The 17,424-nt window shown below is 48.8% G+C and carries 13 protein-coding genes; 11 read left to right on the forward strand and 2 right to left on the reverse strand.

Annotated elements, in window-relative coordinates:
- The first annotated feature begins 87 nt into the window (after positions 1-87).
- Both EKM75_RS07225 and EKM75_RS07230 read left to right on the forward strand, forming a co-directional pair.
- Positions 88-522 (forward strand): hypothetical protein, encoded by a 435-nt coding sequence (locus EKM75_RS07225; protein WP_125693316.1) that lies wholly within the window; start codon positions 88-90, stop codon positions 520-522.
- A gap of 352 nt (positions 523-874) precedes the next feature.
- Complete coding sequence (locus EKM75_RS07230; protein ID WP_125693319.1) at positions 875-2,947, forward strand: MucBP domain-containing protein; 2,073 nt, start codon at positions 875-877, stop codon at positions 2,945-2,947.
- A gap of 990 nt (positions 2,948-3,937) precedes the next feature.
- Here the strand turns inward: EKM75_RS07230 and EKM75_RS07235 are convergent.
- Positions 3,938-4,414, reverse strand: coding sequence for a hypothetical protein (locus EKM75_RS07235; RefSeq protein ID WP_125693321.1), 477 nt, complete (start codon positions 4,412-4,414; stop codon positions 3,938-3,940).
- 549 nt (positions 4,415-4,963) lie between these two features.
- Here EKM75_RS07235 and EKM75_RS07240 point away from each other — a divergent pair.
- On the forward strand, positions 4,964-6,796 hold the full coding sequence (locus EKM75_RS07240; RefSeq protein WP_125693323.1) for a DUF5776 domain-containing protein: 1,833 nt from the start codon (positions 4,964-4,966) through the stop codon (positions 6,794-6,796).
- Between the two features lie 110 nt (positions 6,797-6,906).
- Here the strand turns inward: EKM75_RS07240 and EKM75_RS13015 are convergent, their stop codons facing one another.
- Complete coding sequence (locus tag EKM75_RS13015) at positions 6,907-8,295, reverse strand: tyrosine-protein phosphatase (RefSeq protein WP_125693325.1); 1,389 nt, start codon at positions 8,293-8,295, stop codon at positions 6,907-6,909.
- A gap of 469 nt (positions 8,296-8,764) precedes the next feature.
- Between EKM75_RS13015 and EKM75_RS07250 the strand changes: the two genes are divergently transcribed.
- The 8 genes from EKM75_RS07250 to pepI all read left to right on the forward strand — a co-directional run bounded on the left by EKM75_RS07250 (position 8,765) and on the right by pepI (position 16,964).
- Positions 8,765-9,259, forward strand: a complete 495-nt coding sequence (locus EKM75_RS07250) for a hypothetical protein (RefSeq protein ID WP_125693327.1) — start codon at positions 8,765-8,767, stop codon at positions 9,257-9,259.
- Between the two features lie 236 nt (positions 9,260-9,495).
- A complete protein-coding gene (locus EKM75_RS07255; protein ID WP_125693329.1) occupies positions 9,496-9,972 on the forward strand; it encodes a GNAT family N-acetyltransferase in 477 nt (158 codons plus the stop codon).
- A 14-nt stretch (positions 9,973-9,986) separates the two neighbouring features.
- Positions 9,987-10,604, forward strand: a complete 618-nt coding sequence (locus tag EKM75_RS07260; RefSeq protein ID WP_125693331.1) for a sugar O-acetyltransferase — start codon at positions 9,987-9,989, stop codon at positions 10,602-10,604.
- Between the two features lie 236 nt (positions 10,605-10,840).
- Positions 10,841-11,983 (forward strand): MFS transporter, encoded by a 1,143-nt coding sequence (locus EKM75_RS07265; protein ID WP_125693333.1) that lies wholly within the window; start codon positions 10,841-10,843, stop codon positions 11,981-11,983.
- 171 nt (positions 11,984-12,154) lie between these two features.
- On the forward strand, positions 12,155-14,125 hold the full coding sequence (locus tag EKM75_RS07270; protein ID WP_125693335.1) for an elongation factor G: 1,971 nt from the start codon (positions 12,155-12,157) through the stop codon (positions 14,123-14,125).
- Entirely contained in the window at positions 14,125-14,823 is a 699-nt protein-coding gene (locus tag EKM75_RS07275) for a DUF1835 domain-containing protein (RefSeq protein ID WP_164508755.1), read from the forward strand. Before EKM75_RS07270 ends, EKM75_RS07275 begins: the two co-directional genes overlap by 1 nt.
- A gap of 154 nt (positions 14,824-14,977) precedes the next feature.
- Positions 14,978-15,826, forward strand: a complete 849-nt coding sequence (locus EKM75_RS07280) for an oxidoreductase (protein WP_125693345.1) — start codon at positions 14,978-14,980, stop codon at positions 15,824-15,826.
- Between the two features lie 253 nt (positions 15,827-16,079).
- Complete coding sequence (gene pepI / locus EKM75_RS07285) at positions 16,080-16,964, forward strand: proline iminopeptidase (RefSeq protein WP_125693339.1); 885 nt, start codon at positions 16,080-16,082, stop codon at positions 16,962-16,964.
- Positions 16,965-17,424 lie beyond the last annotated feature (460 nt).

Genomic DNA, 17,424 nt, shown 5'->3' on the forward strand with positions numbered 1-17,424 from the left:
AGATATTGTTATTCAAAATAGGCACGAATATAATTAATCCCATGAATCATGGTACCTAATGACGTTAGTTTCTCAGGAGGAATAGGAATGCGTAAATTAATTCGTATCGCAGTGGTTGGCCTGATAGTTTTGCTGATTGGCGGGATTTACTTTGCCACGGGGACCACGGCTGACGCGACTAAATGGCACAAAGGTGTGCCTAGGGTTGTCCGTAATCGGACTTATATGATCAGTCATGTTACGGACAAAAACTTGATGGCTTACGTGGGTTACACGTTCACTAACAAATCGTTGTTTGCCGGTCATACCATGGATGGCGGTCATCTCGTCAAGCATCTAAAGTATAAAATGGTTGGTAAGCAGATTTATTCAATCAAAGGGAGCGTTTCAGGCGACAAAGAACGGCTAAAGCTCAAGGTTACCAACAAAAATAAGCTGATAGTCAAGGACCTCGACAATGGTGGGTTCAAAGGCTACGCTCCGTACAAGTATTCTGGTAAGACATGGCCGCGGGTTCATTAAGCGCCATTAGCGATATAGTCAGTTAATTGAGTTGCACAAGCAAAAGAACCTGTCACCGATTTGGTGGACGGGTTCTTTTCTTTTGCTCGTACAACAATTAGATATTATCAAAAATAAAATAGCTCAAAGACACTGATTTAACAACAGTGGTGGACCGAATTTATTGGACTGAATGATTGCTTCACATGAGGATTTACAATAAAAGTAAATTAGCTTTATTATTGGTTGTGATATATACTAATTGTAACAGAGTGTTTATAATTTACGCATATAAGCACCTGGTTAAGATGACTATTACTTATTTATTTTTATTTGGACACCCTAAGCAAACCCTGAAAGGGGAGGAAATATCGTGTTGAATCGGATGAATACGAAGTGTCATTATAAAATGTATAAAAAAGGGAAGCACTGGTTATTTGCCAGTGTTATTGCAACTTCACTGGCGTTTGGTGTAGTTGATGTGACCGCCAATGCCGATACGGCGGCAGATGAGTCTACTCCAGTGGCAACTGAAACTGGGGAACCACAGTCCCAGCTTCAGGAGAAGCAGGTCAGTTTAACACCAACGCCAGCTAGACCAGCTGATGATGAGTCGGATACGTCAGAACCGGAGCCCACCACGGCCGAGCTAGCTACTCAGACGCCTGCTTCAGTTGGGGAAATTAAGGACAGCAAACCAGCTAAACCGGAAAATAGTGAGAAAAAGGCAATACAATCGCCGGCTACTGTGGAAATTCCTAAACCTACCGCTAGAGCAGCCAAGGCCACGCTACCAACGGCCCAAACGACTGCGCCGACTACGGCAGTAAAGGTTATGGCGGCACCAGTGGTCAAAGTGTCTATCGATGACTGGTTACCCAACAAGACGTTGCAGATAACTGTGCTGAATGCGTTGAATGATTTGGGGATTAGTCGTATCTGGGCCACACCTGAGGATATCACTCAGGAAGACATGGCGTTGCTGAAACGCTTGGATGTGGCCGGGAGTTCTAACTCTGGTTCTAAGGATACTTACATTGATGGCACCACGGAGTTTTCGTTGAAAGGATTGGAGTATGCAGTTAATATCACCCGGCTGAGTTTGAAATCCAACCTGAACGCGTCGGGCCAGTACTTTGGTGACGTGACTGATATCTCAGCGTTGGCATACATGAAGAATCTGACGGATTTGGATGTAGCTGGTAACCGGATCACGGATATCAGTCCGCTGTTGGGCTTAACGAACTTAAGGAATGTGGATATTCAATACAACAGCATTCTGGATTTATCTGGCTTTCATGGTATGAACCTGACGTCGTTGAAGACCTGGTTCCAGTACGTAGTGTTGCCAGTTGTGCGGGTTGACCGGACGACTAAATCAGGCACACTGACGGCAGCATTTATCGATGAGGATAACTACCATTGGAAGCTTTCTACGGCAACTAAATGGTGGGTAGCGACTGATTCGAAGGTTCCTGGCACGACTTATGGTTTGGGGTATTCTCGGGGTGGCGACCGGGTATTTAATGCGGACGGTACCATTACATTTAATAATATGCCGGAGCAAGAACCCGGTGTGACGACGTATCCTTTAAAGAATATTCACGTGCAGCAGTATAAGTATTTCATGATCGGTATCGTCAACGAAAATGGGACCAACCGACTTGCGATGTTCCAGCCCTATGTGTTGGCTGACAAGGCTGGCGCGGTCACCGTTTCTTACCAGGATAAGGCGGGAAATAAGTTGGCGGATGACGTGGTTTTGGATGCGAAATTAGTTGGCGACAGTTACACAACGACGGCCAAAGATATTGCGGGCTATACGCTGACCGCCCAGCCGGAGAACGCTACGGGAACGTATGCGGCGAAGGATATTTCCGTTGTGTATGTGTATGATAAGACGCCGGTGGGCCCACCAATCAATCCGCCAATCGTGACGCCTAATGAAACGATTAGGGTGACGGTACACTATCAAACGAGTAATGGACTGACGGTGGTAGATGACGACGTCTTGACTGGGAAGGCGGGCGAAAGCTACACAACAACGCCAGCAGTCGTCGCGGGTTACGAGCTGATTGCGACGCCGGCAAATGCGAGTGGCGTGTTCGGTGATCAAGATAGCGAGGTAACCTACGTCTACGCGAAGGTTGGCGGAGATGGCGACTTGGTTGATCCTGGAACGGATCCGGATAAACCGGATATTGACCAGTCAACTGGAGAGAAGCCAGACAAGGGCGTCACGGGTGGCGATGCTGCAACGATTAGTAAGACCTCAACTGCGAAAGCTAAAGGAAATGCGGTGGTAAACTTGGCGGCAACTAAGTCAGTGGCGGCCAAGGAAACTTTGCCACAGACGGATGAGAAAACAGTCTCACCGTTGTGGGGATTGGCTGTATTGGGGTCATTGCTGGGGTTAGCGGTGATTGGACGTAAGCGGAAGAGATAATTTAGAATTTTTTGGGGGAATCGGTCGAGGGCCGGTTCCCGTTTTTTTTCTAGGATTAAGTGGAGCTATGAAGCAGAAACTGTTGAAAAGTACCGTGAAGGGGTTAATTAGAAGATGTTTGCAATGTAGCTTTGGGTTATAAATTTAGCGTGAAATTTAGTTTATGGGTGGATATTAAATATATTGTTAACTAGATGCTTCTCAGGTATGCTTGAGAAGCAAACTAAAGGAATTTAGGTGCCTGGGAAATTTTGAATGCTGTTAAATCAACGTTTGTTTAGTGTATTCCCCACGGATGTGGGGGTGATCCCGACTCGTCAAGACCGCCAAGTTGTTGATTTTGGTATTCCCCACGGGTGTGGGGGTGATCCCAGCTGGTCAAGAATTTAGATTGTGTTTTCACAGTGTTCCTCAGAGATATGGAGGTGATTCTGATATGAAATTTGATGGTTATGAAGGCGATGGATGTGGTTGTACCAGCATTATTATTTCGGGTTTAGTATTATGGTTCCTACTTAAGTGCCTACTGTCATTGCTATAGCATTCTCCATGAATGTAGGGGCAAAATAAAGCGGTAAAAATGAAAATATGGTTTATGAACATGCTTTCATTTTGATTTTTGACATATTTTTCAAAAGCATTGCGACCTAATCTTTGACTAGTACTGGAACTATTACATAAATTACCAGTGCATGTATATAGCGACGCATCAAGTATCTACTAGTAGCTGTGTTTCAAAAGAAAAAGTAATAATTAATCGTTATGAATTATTTCATTGATTTACTACATTGACGTAGCGGTACTCAATTTGTTTTTTTTGTAAACTTAATACAAGGGGAGGTTGGGTAATGGAGCTATCTAAACAAGCCAGACCAGTACCCCCCTCATCGTATTTCCCCACAGCAGTAAGTCAAAAATATCCAACTCACCAAAAAGAGTAGCCAGGCAAGCACAACTGCCTAGCTACTCTTTACGAATAGACAACTAAATTTACCCATTCAGCTGATGTCGTCTATGCCCGTGCCGGAACCCCAACATAACGGGTAGAATCAGCAAGATAATTGGCGCAAAGGTGAATTCTACCAACGCTCGTAACAGCCTGGGCAACAGATGATCCTCGCTTCCAGAGAAATCTTGAATGGGGGTCATTGGTAAACCGGCGGCATAGGTCTTAGCCTTAGGCGCTACTGCCTTAGGCTGATCCGTTGGGTGATTTGCATTGGTGCGGCGAACAAGAAGGTGATTGAACAACACGTGAACCCATGGAAAAGCCAAGTAGCAGATTACTAGATACCATGATTCTGCGTTCCAGGTGAAGACGAACCGTCCCACCGTGAACTGACAATTCAATAAAATCAAAATGACTAAGATTGGTAACGCCTTGGCATACAGTGCTAAATAACGGGCTGTTCGGGCAGCCAGCAGGTCCCTTAACGGCTTATCGGATACTTGGTGTAAGCTTTTCATCCCCATCGTTTTCTTTCAACGAGATTTGTGTTCAGTATAGGTCGTTCAACCACTGACAGCGCACATTTCAAGCTGGACAGCACGTGTTTGTTCCGTGTTTATGCCAACAACGACCTAGCTGTTTGTCCAATTGATGTTTAATCGAATCAATGTTTACCGTTAAAACAGATGCAACAGTTAGTCATGATCTGTAGATGAGAATTTTCATTTAGTCTTAATCCATGACGTGTCTACCCGGAAACAAGGGGCAATTACGCGGGCTGGGTTATCCGCCACCTGGTCGTTGTGTTAAAACCGCGATTTATCAGCGTTTTAACAATGATTTCTGATGAAAATGTAACCACCATGAACCAGACGACACCAAAACCTTCTTGAGGTATCCACGTTTGCAGAATTGTGCAATACTAAAATGAAGATGAAAACGATTTTACCTAGCTCTAATTTTAATGAAGAAATCCCGGTACATTACTATTTTAGCCTACTATTTCACCCGCGAATATGCTATAGTAACAGTAAATAATTAAAGAAAAAGTATATGGGGTGAGCTAAATGAACCGAGCTTTGAAGCAAATCACAGTGTCAGGATTAACCTTGTTACTACTAGGAGGCATCGTTAGTCCAAGCGCTGCTCGTGCAGATACGACTGATTTGCCTGCTGTGGCTAAGACCGCCACTGCTGCGGAGACGACTGGGGACACTGATGTACAGGTTAGTGGGTTGGAGATGCCTTATACGGCCCTTCAGGATCAGACCGGGAAACAGACTAAAATTTACAGTTATCCCAAATTACCAAGTGTCGTAACAGCTACGCAACTGTCAGATGCAGATTATGTCACGTGGTTCAAGGACCAGTATCCTTCCAACGAGACGTTGAAAAACTTGGCGACTGTCGGTGGCTCTGCTGTGAAGGAGTTGTCTGGTAAATATGATCTGAGTGTGCCGTTCATTGATTTTATGGTAAAATCCGCGGGTGGTGCTCTGACGGTTCAAAGCGTTGAAGCACAGGCGGGTGGTCAGATGGCCGCGTTCGCTTGGATAATTGGTGATGGAACTAAATTTAATAAACACGAGTTGACCCAAGCTGACATTAAGTCTGATTTTGAAAAGAACGTTCAGCCATTTCTCGAAAAGTCCCCTGAATTGGCGAGGATGTTGGCCGAATATCAACGAGACATTAACTTAGACTCAGAAAGTTTTGAGGCGCAGTTTAGTCCGATGGTCGACCAGACTGCTGAAATGCTGTTTGGTAAGGACTATCCGGAAGATCAATTAGCTAACCTGGATAGTCGAGCGTCATATGATGCGACCATTGCGGCCTACAGACAGCCACTTAGTCACTTTGTAAAGAAGCAAGCCGATGGTACTTACGTGCTAGATCCAGCCTTGTCAGGTATTTCTGGTGTGAGCGTTTTTGCTGAGGCACCGGAGACACATACCACTGAGCCGACACCGACGCCTGAAACGAGCCAACCAGTGACGGTGCATTACGTTGACGCACAGGGCAATCAGATTGCCAAAGACAAGACGTTAACTGGTAAGTTGGGTGCGACGTATCAAACGGCCGCCCTCGACATTGCTGGTTATCAGTTGAACCAGACGCCAGCGAATGCCACTGGCAAGTTCACCAGCTCTAAGCAGTCGGTCACTTACACTTACGATGCCGTGGTACAATCTGGTTCAGCTGGCGCAACGATTGCGCCCAAGGGAACTGTGATTTATGCCACTCAGAAGATTGGTTTGTACAAGCAAGCCACCTTTACGAAGAAAGCTCGCAAGCAGTGGTACCATAAGAAGTCACGGATGAATCGGCCGATGTTTGTGGTTACGGGTTACGCCAAATCGAAGAACGGCGTGAAACGCTACCAGGTCAGAGACGTCAACCATCATAGCCGAACGGCGGGGAAGACCGGTTACGTAACGGCCAACGCAAAGTATACAGTCCCTGTATATTATGCAACCAAGCATTCTCGGATTACGGTAATCAATCCTCAGGGAATCAATGGTTACAGTAAGAAGACGTTGACCGGCAAGCGGACGCACTATCGCCAGGGACAAGTGCTCAAGGTCAAGAAAATTGTCACGCATAATTTAACGACGCGCTTTGTTCTCAGTAATGGGCGTTACGTGACTGCCAACAAACAATTGGTTAAAGCGGGCAAGCAAACGATGCCAAAAAAGATTGTGGTTAAGCACGCCATTAAGCGGTACGGCACTGCTAACTTAACTAAGCGTAACCGGAATTATCCTGCTGGGGTTGTGTTGAAGGTCAAAGGCTGGACGTATTCTAATGCGCATAACTTTGGCAAGAACGATACACTACCTTACCGAGTAAGTGGGGGTTACGTCACCGCCAATCAACATTTTGTACGGACTATTAAATAGAAATTAGTATGGAGGATTCAGTGTAAGCTGGGTCCTTTTTTAATAATTATTAGCAAATAAAACGAGGTCGTTAGGACTGGCTCATTCCAATCCTAACGACCTCGTTTTAGCTAGTGAGAGTGGTTAGCGGTATTTTTAATCAGTGAAACGTCTTTCAACTGAATCCATCGTTTCTTGCCGTGGGGGCTTTGAACCTCAACGTAGGTCTTGATCTTTCCGTTGATCCGCAGCTTGGCCTGCTTGATCAGTTGCCATTTAGCACGGGGGTGACGGCCAGTCTTGCCAGATTTACCGACTTTATGTTTGAGATGCAAGTCGAAAAAATAGGCGCGGTGAGCCTTTAAATGAACGGCCTTAGCGTGCTTCAATTTTTTCACCGATAGGACCTTCATTTTAGTCTTACCAGCCTGATGTGGTTTAGCAACGACGAGATCCGGTTGCCCGGCGTGAATCGGTGCGGGACTGGTTACTGGGTTGTTCGAGGTTGGGACAGTTGGAGCTGGTGTAGGTTTTTCAAGGGGTTTAGGCGTAGGTGCCGGTGTTGGCTTTTCAATAGGCTTAGGAGTGGAAACTGGCATAGGTTTTGGAACAGCTAACCCTGATGGTACCAAGTATTTGGCCCGTAAGGCAGCTTGCTGGTCAGCACTGAAGTTTAACCCTTTAGGGCTAGTGATGTAGTTATTTAGACTTCCAAATTTTTCATCAATTTGACCGATATAGGTTTTGAGCCAAGTGTACTCAACCTGCTTGTCGACATAGTTATTCGACATTAAATAGTCGTTGATGATGTCCTGATTACGCATCCCCAAAATTGACATCAACAGTACCGTCGCAATTCCCGTTCGATCGTTCCCGTGCTTGCAGTGATAGAGGATGGGACCTTGCGCATTGACTAGGTCTGTTAGGAAGTCATGGTAGCCACTTAGTGCAGTCGGAGAGAAGGCAATTGAGCCGCCATTGGCGCGGTTGTAGTGTTGGACGCCTGATAAGTCATCATCATCGGACTGTGAATAAATGGCGGCAACTTTTGAGGTGGCTTTACCGATCAGTGCGTCTTTTTTCTTCATGTGATTAAACGGAGTTCTTAAATCGATAATCAAACTAATACTGAATCCAGCCAATTTATTAATATCAGAATTGGTAACTCTTGTTAATTGAGCCGAACGGAATAGGAGACCGGATTTAATCGCCTGGGTCTTATCCTTAGTCAGGTAACCACCGAGATCGCGGGTGTTGGCGTTAAATCCCTTACTGTCTTTGGACAGCGCAATTCGGCTCCCCGGTTTCCCAGCCGCTGGTACCTTAGGCGTGGCCATGGTTTCTGGCATCTGCTCGCCGTTTAGTATGGGTACGCGGTCTGGGTCGGCCTTATCCGGTGTCTTAGGGACTTGGGTGGTCGGTGTCGTAGCGGCTAAACTAGTGACGACGGGGGTTCCCATCCCCATCAAAGTTAGAGTCAGCATGCTGATGCTAAGGGTTCGTTGCAGTCGATGAGTCATCAAATTCCTCCAATTTGTTCGTCTAGGTAGTGCTTATGTACAGCAAGTTGCTTCCCCAGAATAACGAACGGACGTAAGGATTTGATGGCGGGTACGTATTAACTTGGTAAATGTTTTATTTATTAATATTTGAAAGCGGATTATGTAAATAAATCAGTGATGTCAGATTGAAATCACGTGCGCTTGGGCTTGAACAGCCAAGCCTAGCCAAAAAATGATTTCTACGTGGTAGACACGACAGTTCCCGGTCCAAATATTAGTGGAATTCCGTTGAAATTTCATTCTAAGTCACCACTTTTGTACTAAACGACATAGTATGTCATCCCCATGATGTATGATAGGTTTATCAGCAAGCTCAAAATGTTAAAGCAGTCTCGTTGTACTACCAAACGGGAATTATGCAAGACAGCAACGACCGCATCAATGAATTCTATGGTCGCAAACAAAAATATTACTAAGGAGTAAAGCAATGAAAATAGCAAAAATTTTAAGCGTGACGGTTCTCGCTACGGGCCTTGGCCTGGCTGGTGTGTTTGCAGGTCCGAATACCACCCAAGCGGAAGCAAAATCAACGCTAAAGACATTTCCAAAATCGTTTCGACACAATTGGTATGAATCAGCCGGAAAGCGTGGGAACGCCATAAAAATTACGGCTAAAAAGGCTTCCATGCGCTACGATACCAACACTGAGTTTACTCAGTTTCAGTTACACGCACGTAAGTTGCCGATTCATAAAATTAAGAATACGAACAAGTGGTCTTGGATGTATGCCACGAAGCACCACGGGACAATCCATATCAAGCCGTGGGGTACCATGCAGACGCTGCCGCTGGAGGGAAGTTACCGGGTTAAGACGAAGACGTATAAGAACCATAAAATTAAAGTCCTGCAGAATGTTTCTGGCGGGCAAGTAAACGAATCTTACTACACCACGAAAAAACTAGCATCACATTTTAATAAATAATCGTCGACTTAAAACTAGCCGTCTAGTGATCTCTCAACGAGGGATCATCAGATGGCTAGTTTTTTTGAAATGTTATGGCATTTGGTGGCAGGCACTCGTTACTGAGTCAATGGGTTATTTATTAATTTTAAAAAACGGCTTATGATGGGTGTAGTTGATTATCAATAAAATTTAGGTGCCAACTGGCGAGTTTATTTTCTCCGCCCCCCACACTCGCCACGCTAAGGAGGTTGTCCATGTTAACCCTAAAATGCTATCAAAACGTACCAGCAGATAACGCCCTGTTAGCCACCTACCAACTGTCGGATCCAACTTACACCGCCACACCGGAGCAGGCGCTGGCCATTGCCAACACCACCCCCGACCGGTTACCGGTGATGGCCTTAAACGGGAATCAGTTGGTCGGCTTCCTAGTTCTCATCAAAGGGGCCGACGTCCAAGAGGTTGGTGCTGATCCCGCAACGGCCGTCCTGGTGCGTTCGGTTTCCGTTTCCGAGACGCACCGTGGCCGAGGCTTTGCGACCCAGATATTGGAACAACTGCCCACGTTAGTGCGAACCCAGCTTCCCTTTGCCCGAGAAATCGTCCTATCTGTGGACCACGGCAATCACCCCGCCCAAGGGCTCTACCACAAGGCGGGGTTCACCGACACCGGTCGCCGCGAGTTCGGCCAGTATGGGGAGCAGTTTGTCCTGACCCTGAGCCTTGATTAAGAAAGGATGATTCTATGTCTAACCGTGATAAATTACATACCGGGGACCTCTACTTACCGGACGACCCCGCCATTGAAGTTGAGCAAAAACGGTACCTTGACCGGCTCTATGACTTCAATCAAACGCGCCCCAGTGAGCCCGAACAGCAACAGAAAATTCTTCACGAACTCTTTGCTGATATGGGGCCCAACTGTTACGTCGAACCACCGTTACACGCCAATTTTGGCGGTCATCACGTTCACTTTGGGGCGGCTATCTACGCCAATTTCAACCTGACGCTGGTCGATGATACCCACATCTACGTGGGCGATCATACCATGATCGGGCCGAACGTCACGCTGGCCACGGCCGGTCATCCTATCGATCCCGAGCTGCGAGCCAAAAACTATCAGTACAATATGGCCATTCACATTGGCAAGAATTGCTGGTTGGGTGCCGGCGTCATTGTGGTCCCCGGTGTCACAATTGGCGATAATGTGGTTATCGGGGCCGGTAGTGTAGTTACCAAGGACTTACCAAGCAATGTCGTCGCGTTTGGTGATCCGTGTCGGGTTGCCCGTCCCGTTGGTGCGCATGATCGCGAGGTTTATTTTAAAGACCGGCGGATTGACCCACAACTATTTAACGACTAGGGGCATGAGCTTGGTTTCAGACGCATTAGTTACAAAGCTGAATCACTAGCACGATAACGCGATTCTTCTTGCGTTTACCGGCTACTTTGCGCTACACTTTTAGGTAACTTAATAACACATCGGAAGACTATTTAGTTAGATAAGGTGCTCGCTGAGCATCGGAGGGTTACGGCCAGATAAGATTATTCATTTAATCTTATTTGGCCTTTTTTGTCTTTCGGAGAGGAGCGCAACGCGTGAAGGAATCGTATTGGAGTCGTAATTTCATTTTAATTTTAATTGGGAACGCCCTGTTGTTCATGGTTTACAACATGCAGGTGCCCGTCCTCCCGTTATACGGGAAGCAGCTGGGCCTTTCCCCCGCTCAAATTGGGGTCTTCGTGGGTGCCATTATGTTCGCTGCGTTGGTGACACGACTGTTCGTGCCGTGGTTTTCTGAACGGTTTAGTAAAAAGGTATTGCTCGTCGTTGGGATTTTACTTTATTTGCTGGCGGCGGTCGGGTACCCGCTGTTGAGCGGCTTTGGTTTGTTAGTCCTCTTGCGGCTGTTCAACGGCCTGGGCCACGGCATCACGACCACCTACTTCGCGACCTCCGCGGCTGATGAGCTGCCCAATCAGAAGATCGGTGAGGGGATGGGGTACTTCGGGATTGGTACCATGGTGACGGCCTCATTGGCGCCGTTACTAGCTTTGTCCCTGGTTCACCGGTTCGGGTTTCCGACATTTTTCCTGGCCTGCATCGTCATCTTGTTTGCGGCGATGGTCACGATTCTGGGAACGACGAAAGCCAAACGTGCGCCAGTCAAGACGGTAGCGACTGGTCCGGTCTTTGACCGTCAGTTTCTACCCCAGTGTGGATTGGTCTTCATCCTGGGGGTGCTGATGAGCGGGGTCATGACCTTCACACCAATCTACGCTCAACTCCAACACCTGACGGGTATCTCGGGGTTCTTCTTCATTGCGGCAGTTGCGGGGGTCGTGATTCGGCCCATCGTCGGGCACACGTTTGACCGGCAGGGACCACGGTTGATTTTGCTAGTGAGCACGGTGTTACTGACGATTGGGATGGTATTGATCGCCCTGATCGACCGCAACTGGCTACTGTTACTGGCGGGCGTGTTCTACGGTGTGGCCGATGGGGCCATTTATCCGACACTACAGGCCTGGCTTTTTAAGCTGACCACACTGGAAAACCGAGACACGGCGACCGGGATGTTCCTCAATTCCTACGATTTGGGGATGGGGTTGGGTGCCGTGATTCTCGGCTGGGTCGTCGAAGCCGTGGCCTACCAGGGGATGTTTTGGGTGCTCACAGCGATTTCACTCCTGTACATTGTGTTGGCGCTGGGGTGCAGTCGCCGGCTTAAACTAGCTTAAGTTAACCAACTGCGAGAACTGGTGACCGTTTTCGCAGTTTTTTGGTAGTTAGGGGTGACAAATAGGCGTTGGATTTCGTTAGTAAGAGTAGGGATGGTATGATAATTAAGACAAACTGGATTTATTAATGTATTCAAAAACTACTTAACCTCTAAAAGGAGCCAACTAACCATGAAACACATTGTAGCGGGAATCGTTGCCCACGTTGATGCTGGCAAGACCACGCTATCTGAGGGTCTGTTGTATCAGTCGGGTGCGTTACGCCAACTGGGGCGGGTCGATAACGGGGATGCCTTTCTCGACCCCGACGACCTCGAAAAACAGCGTGGTATTACCATTTTTTCTCACCAGGCCAGTTTTACGCACGGCGACCTGAATGTGACCCTGCTAGACACCCCGGGTCACGTGGACCTTGCTTCGCAGACCGAACAAGTTTTGAGTGTCTTGGACTACGACATCTTAGTGGTTTCCGCCACGGACGGCATCCAGGGATATACGCGGACCCTCTGGCGGTTGCTGGACCACTATCAAGTGCCCACGTTTATTTTTGTGAATAAAATGGACGCAGATACGGCCGACCGTGACCGGGTCTTAGCTGAGCTGCAGACCGTTTTTTCGGCTGGCTGTATTGCGTTTGGTGATGATGCGACCGCCGCGGCCGAAGACATTGCCATGCAGGATGATACCGTGTTGGAACAGTATTTGGATGCGGGTGAACTGAGTAATGAGACGATTCGCAGCATGATTCAACAGCGGCAAGTCTTCCCGTGTTACTTTGGGGCGGCGCTGAAATTAGATGGCGTAGATGCGTTAATGGCTGGGTTAGACAAGTGGACGCAAGCACCAACTTATCCGACTGAATTTGGTGCAAAAGTTTTTAAAATTTCCCACGATAAGGGCGAACGATTAACCTGGTTGCGCCTGACTGGTGGCCAATTAGCGACCAAGGCGGTATTGTTGGGCGAGCAGAAGGTCAACCAACTGCGCGTTTACGATGGCACGAAATATGTGGTCAAGCAAACGGTGACGGCGGGCGACGTCTGCGCCATTCCAAATTTAACGGACACGCATCCGGGACAGGGATTAGGCAGTCAACCTGATGGTCGTACACCAGAGATTCAACCAGTCTTGAACTACACATTGGACCCCAAGGACCACGACATCCACGATTGTCTGACGATTTTGCGGCAACTAGAGGACGAGGATCCCCAACTGCACGTGGCGTGGTCGAGTCAGCTCCAAGAGATTCGCGTGCAAATCATGGGCGCCGTTCAACTGGAAATCTTGCAACAAATTTTGCGGGACCGGTTTAATTTGGACGTCGGCTTTGGTGAAGGCAGTATTCTCTACAAGGAGACCATCAGTCAACCAGTCGAAGGGGTCGGTCACTTTGAACCGCTACGGCATTATGCCGAAGTCCATCTCCTGATGGAACCCGCACCACGCGGCAGCGGCGTGACGATTGCGGCTGACTGTTCGCTAGAAATCTTAGGAAAAAACTGGCAACATCAGGTGCTCAGCAATTTGCGGGCGAAGGAACACTTGGGGGTCTTGGTCGGGGCACCACTGACCGACGTGAAACTCACCTTAGTGACTGGTCGGGCCAGTATCGTCCACTCGGTCGGCGGTGACTTTCGTGAGGCCACTTGGCGCGCCGTTCGTCAGGGCTTGATGATGCTCAGGGACCAGGGTGGCGACCAGCTCCTTGAACCGTGGTATCGTTTCCGACTTGAGGTTGGGCAAGACCAAGTCGGTCGGGCGATGACGGATATTCAAAAGATGCATGGCAGTTTTGAGACGCCAGATACGGCTGGTGACAGTGGCTTGGCGACGTTGACGGGGGTCGCTCCCGTTTCAGAAATGCAAGACTACGCGCAGGCGGTCAACGCCTATACGCACGGGCAAGGGCAATTGGAATGCCTGATTGATGGCTACCGGCCTTGCCATAACGCTGACGAGGTGGTGGCGGCTCAGGACTATGCGCCAGTGGCTGACCTCCCCAATACGCCTGATTCCGTATTTTGTGCGCACGGGGCCGGTTATCCGGTTCCGTGGGACGAGGTGCCGGGGATGGCACACGTGGATTATGCCTATTCGGCGACAGATTTAGCGCAGCTACAAACTGATAGGGGAATAAAATGATGGACATCGTCTTTAATGAGAGCTTTGGCAACGGCTTGGCGGGTGCCCTACAACAACCCGTAGTCGGCCTGCAATTAGACTTGCAGGTTGGCGACTTAGGTCGGCTGACGGGGGAATCAACCGATTTCTGGCAAATGAAAGCTCAGTTAGAGGGAACAGAAACGGCCACCGAATTGGCCCAAACGGTGCAACAAGGAATCGGGCAGCTGCAAGCGGCCATTGACCGGGGCGATGCGATTCGGGTGTGGTGGAGTGACCATCCCGATGATCGACTAGGGTTCATGTGGTTATGTGCGCTGATGAAGGATGTGTCCAACCAACTGACACAGGTCAAGGTTCCCCTGGAACGAGCCACGAGTGGCGCACCGATTGTGTTTCAGCAGTTGGTGAGCCTGGGTGAATGGGACGGCAACGCGGCCTTGGTGTTCCTTAGTACGGCAACTGATGTGCCTGCCAGTGAACGTCTGGCGTTGAGCGAAGAGTGGACGCAACAGGTGGCAGAAAATGCACCATTGCGGGTGACGGTCAATGGTCACACACTGGGTGTGCCAGTTGATTTCTGGGACAAGCTGATTGCCGCGGAGATTCGGCCAAATAAATCAGTTATCTGGACGATTGGTCGGGTGTTGGGTGAGCTCCCGGTGGGTCTACCAGACTGGTGGGTACGTGGCCGATTAGCAGTGTTGCGCCAGTCCTAGCTAGAGTGAATACAGGGTAAGGGACATGGCTGACCAGGGAAACTGGCAGGGATGTCCTTTTTTTAAAATCAGCATAATCGGCGAATCAAATGAGTTGCCTTCGACTGGGACGAAGGGTGTACGCTTACGTCATAAAAAATTCAGGAGTGTGATAATTTTGGCAAAGACATGGCTAATTACGGGAACATCAACGGGTTTTGGGAAATCGTTAGCAACCTTTTTAGCGCAAAAGGATGACGTGAACTTAGTGGCTACGGCTCGGCACACGGACCAGTTAGCTTATCTGGACCAATACAACCACGGCCAGATCCTCAAACAGGTCCTGGATGTGACCAAGCCAGACGAAATTACGGCCGCTGTCGCAGCTACGACCGATAAGTTTGGCGCCCTCGATGTCCTGATCAACAACGCTGGTCTCGGGTACTTCGGGACGTTTGAAGAAAGTGACCGGGATGCTGTTCGGTACATGTTTGACGTGAACGTCTGGGGCCTGGTTGATATGACGCGCGCCGTGTTACCAACGATGCGAAGCCAAGGGGCGGGTATCATCGTGAACTTTTCATCGATTGCCGGATTGGCTTCCTTCCCAACGCTATCCTTCTACCATGGCAGTAAGCATGCCGTTGAAGGCATTAGCGCGTCATTGGCGCAAGAGGTGGCTGACCAAGGCATCAAGGTTATGTTGATCGAACCAAGTGGCTTCCGGACCGACTGGGCGGGTCGTTCGTCACAAAAGGCCATGCCTAAGATTTCAGCGTACGCGCAATTTGCCGATAGTATTGAAGGTAGTGAGACCGGGGCGCACCACGAACCTGGTGATCCTGATAAGGCAGCCGCCATCATTTACGATCAAGTGATGAACCACGCCGAAGAGTTACCGCTGCATTTGCCACTGGGTAAGTTTGCGACGGACACAGCCATTGCTAAGTATGAGAAGTCATTAGCTGACTTTAAGGCGGTTCGGGAGATTTCATTGTCCGCTGACCAACCGGAAGAAAAGTAATAATTGAGAGCGCAAAAGGGTTTGAGACGTTTGTCCCAAACCTTTTTTATCGCCAATTTTGACTTGCTGAACCGTGCACTAGTCACCGCTTAAACTCGAACGGTAGATAATCCAGAACCAAATCTTCCAGCCGTTAAGGCGCATTAATTAACCGCCTGCTGTCCCAATCAAGTTATGTTTCATGTGAAACAATGAAGACCTTTAGAACAGCCGGTTAAGTGAGTATAATGAACCTAAAAGTGAGGTCGGTAAAATGGAAATTCAAGAAGGGTACATGCCTTTCAAATCGTATCAGACGTATTATCGCGTGGTGGGTGACTTGACGAATGGGTTAACACCACTGTTGCTGCTGCACGGTGGCCCCGGGTCGACGCACAACTACTTTGAGGCATTCGATGAATTGACGAAGCAGACGGGGCGGCCCGTGGTCATGTACGATCAGTTGGGGTGTGGAAAATCATCGCACCCGACGGATACCAGTCTGTGGCGAGCAGAAACCTGGGTGGCCGAGTTGCAGGCTCTTCGCGACTATTTGCACCTCGACCGGGTTCATTTGTTGGGGCAATCCTGGGGTGGAATGCTGGCTATTATTTACCTGTGTGACTATCAGCCGGCCGGTATCCAGAGCCTGATTCTGGCAAGCACACTGTCTTCGGCTAAGTTGTGGGCGCAAGAACAGCACCGCATGATTCGTTTCATGGCGTCCGCTGATCAAGAGGCCATCAAACTAGCAGAAGCAACGGGTGACTTCACCAGTGCCGCCTATCTGGCGGCTAACGACCGCTACATGGTGGCCCATGCCGCGGGACCAGTGACGGCGGACTCTCCCGAGTTTCTTCGCCGGCCGAAACAGAGTGGCACCGCTGCTTATGAGACGGCCTGGGGGCCTAACGAGTATTTCCCGACCGGTACCCTAAAGAATTATGACTACACAGAAAAATTGACGCAACTGATGACACCGACCTTGGTGACGAGCGGGACCAATGATTTGTGTACGCCATTAGTCGCCAAAACCATGGTCGATCAGCTGCCACACGCAGAGTGGACACTCTTTGCCCACAGCCGCCACATGGCGTTTATTGATGAAACACCGGCCTATCTTGCACGGTTGACGCGTTGGTTAGGTGATCAAGATTAGACTTGGAAGATGAAGGCTTAGTCAGACATAGTGGGAAATTACCGCCTTACCGTTCGCCAAATTTGGACTGGAACGCGGTGGGAAGGACGGGACAAGCCAAAGGGCGGTCTTGCCCCTCGCTTGAAGCCGCAAAGCACGTCTTCAAGTCGCCATTTTCAAGAAAATCACTTGAAAATCCCCCGGCTTAGTCCAAATTTGGCTCACTCTCGGCTATCTAGTGGCGCGTCAATAATATTGCGTAAGTGCCTGTCATTCAGGCATTTAAGCTAGCTTAGTTTCTAAGAATCCGTTTAACCGGAGGAGGTCAGAGGTGGAACCAGCTGTGTCGACGGTGTTAGCCGATTTTCGGCTTACAACGTGGGACGTGTTTGGAGACTGGTGGTTTTTCCAGGCTTCAAACCGAGCCGAAGGACCGCTTTTCAGGCCGCAGGCGTTCCCCACAGCAGGCGGAATCTCTGAC

The sequence above is a fragment of the Levilactobacillus tongjiangensis genome (genome assembly GCF_003946345.1).
Taxonomy (GTDB): domain Bacteria; phylum Bacillota; class Bacilli; order Lactobacillales; family Lactobacillaceae; genus Levilactobacillus; species Levilactobacillus tongjiangensis.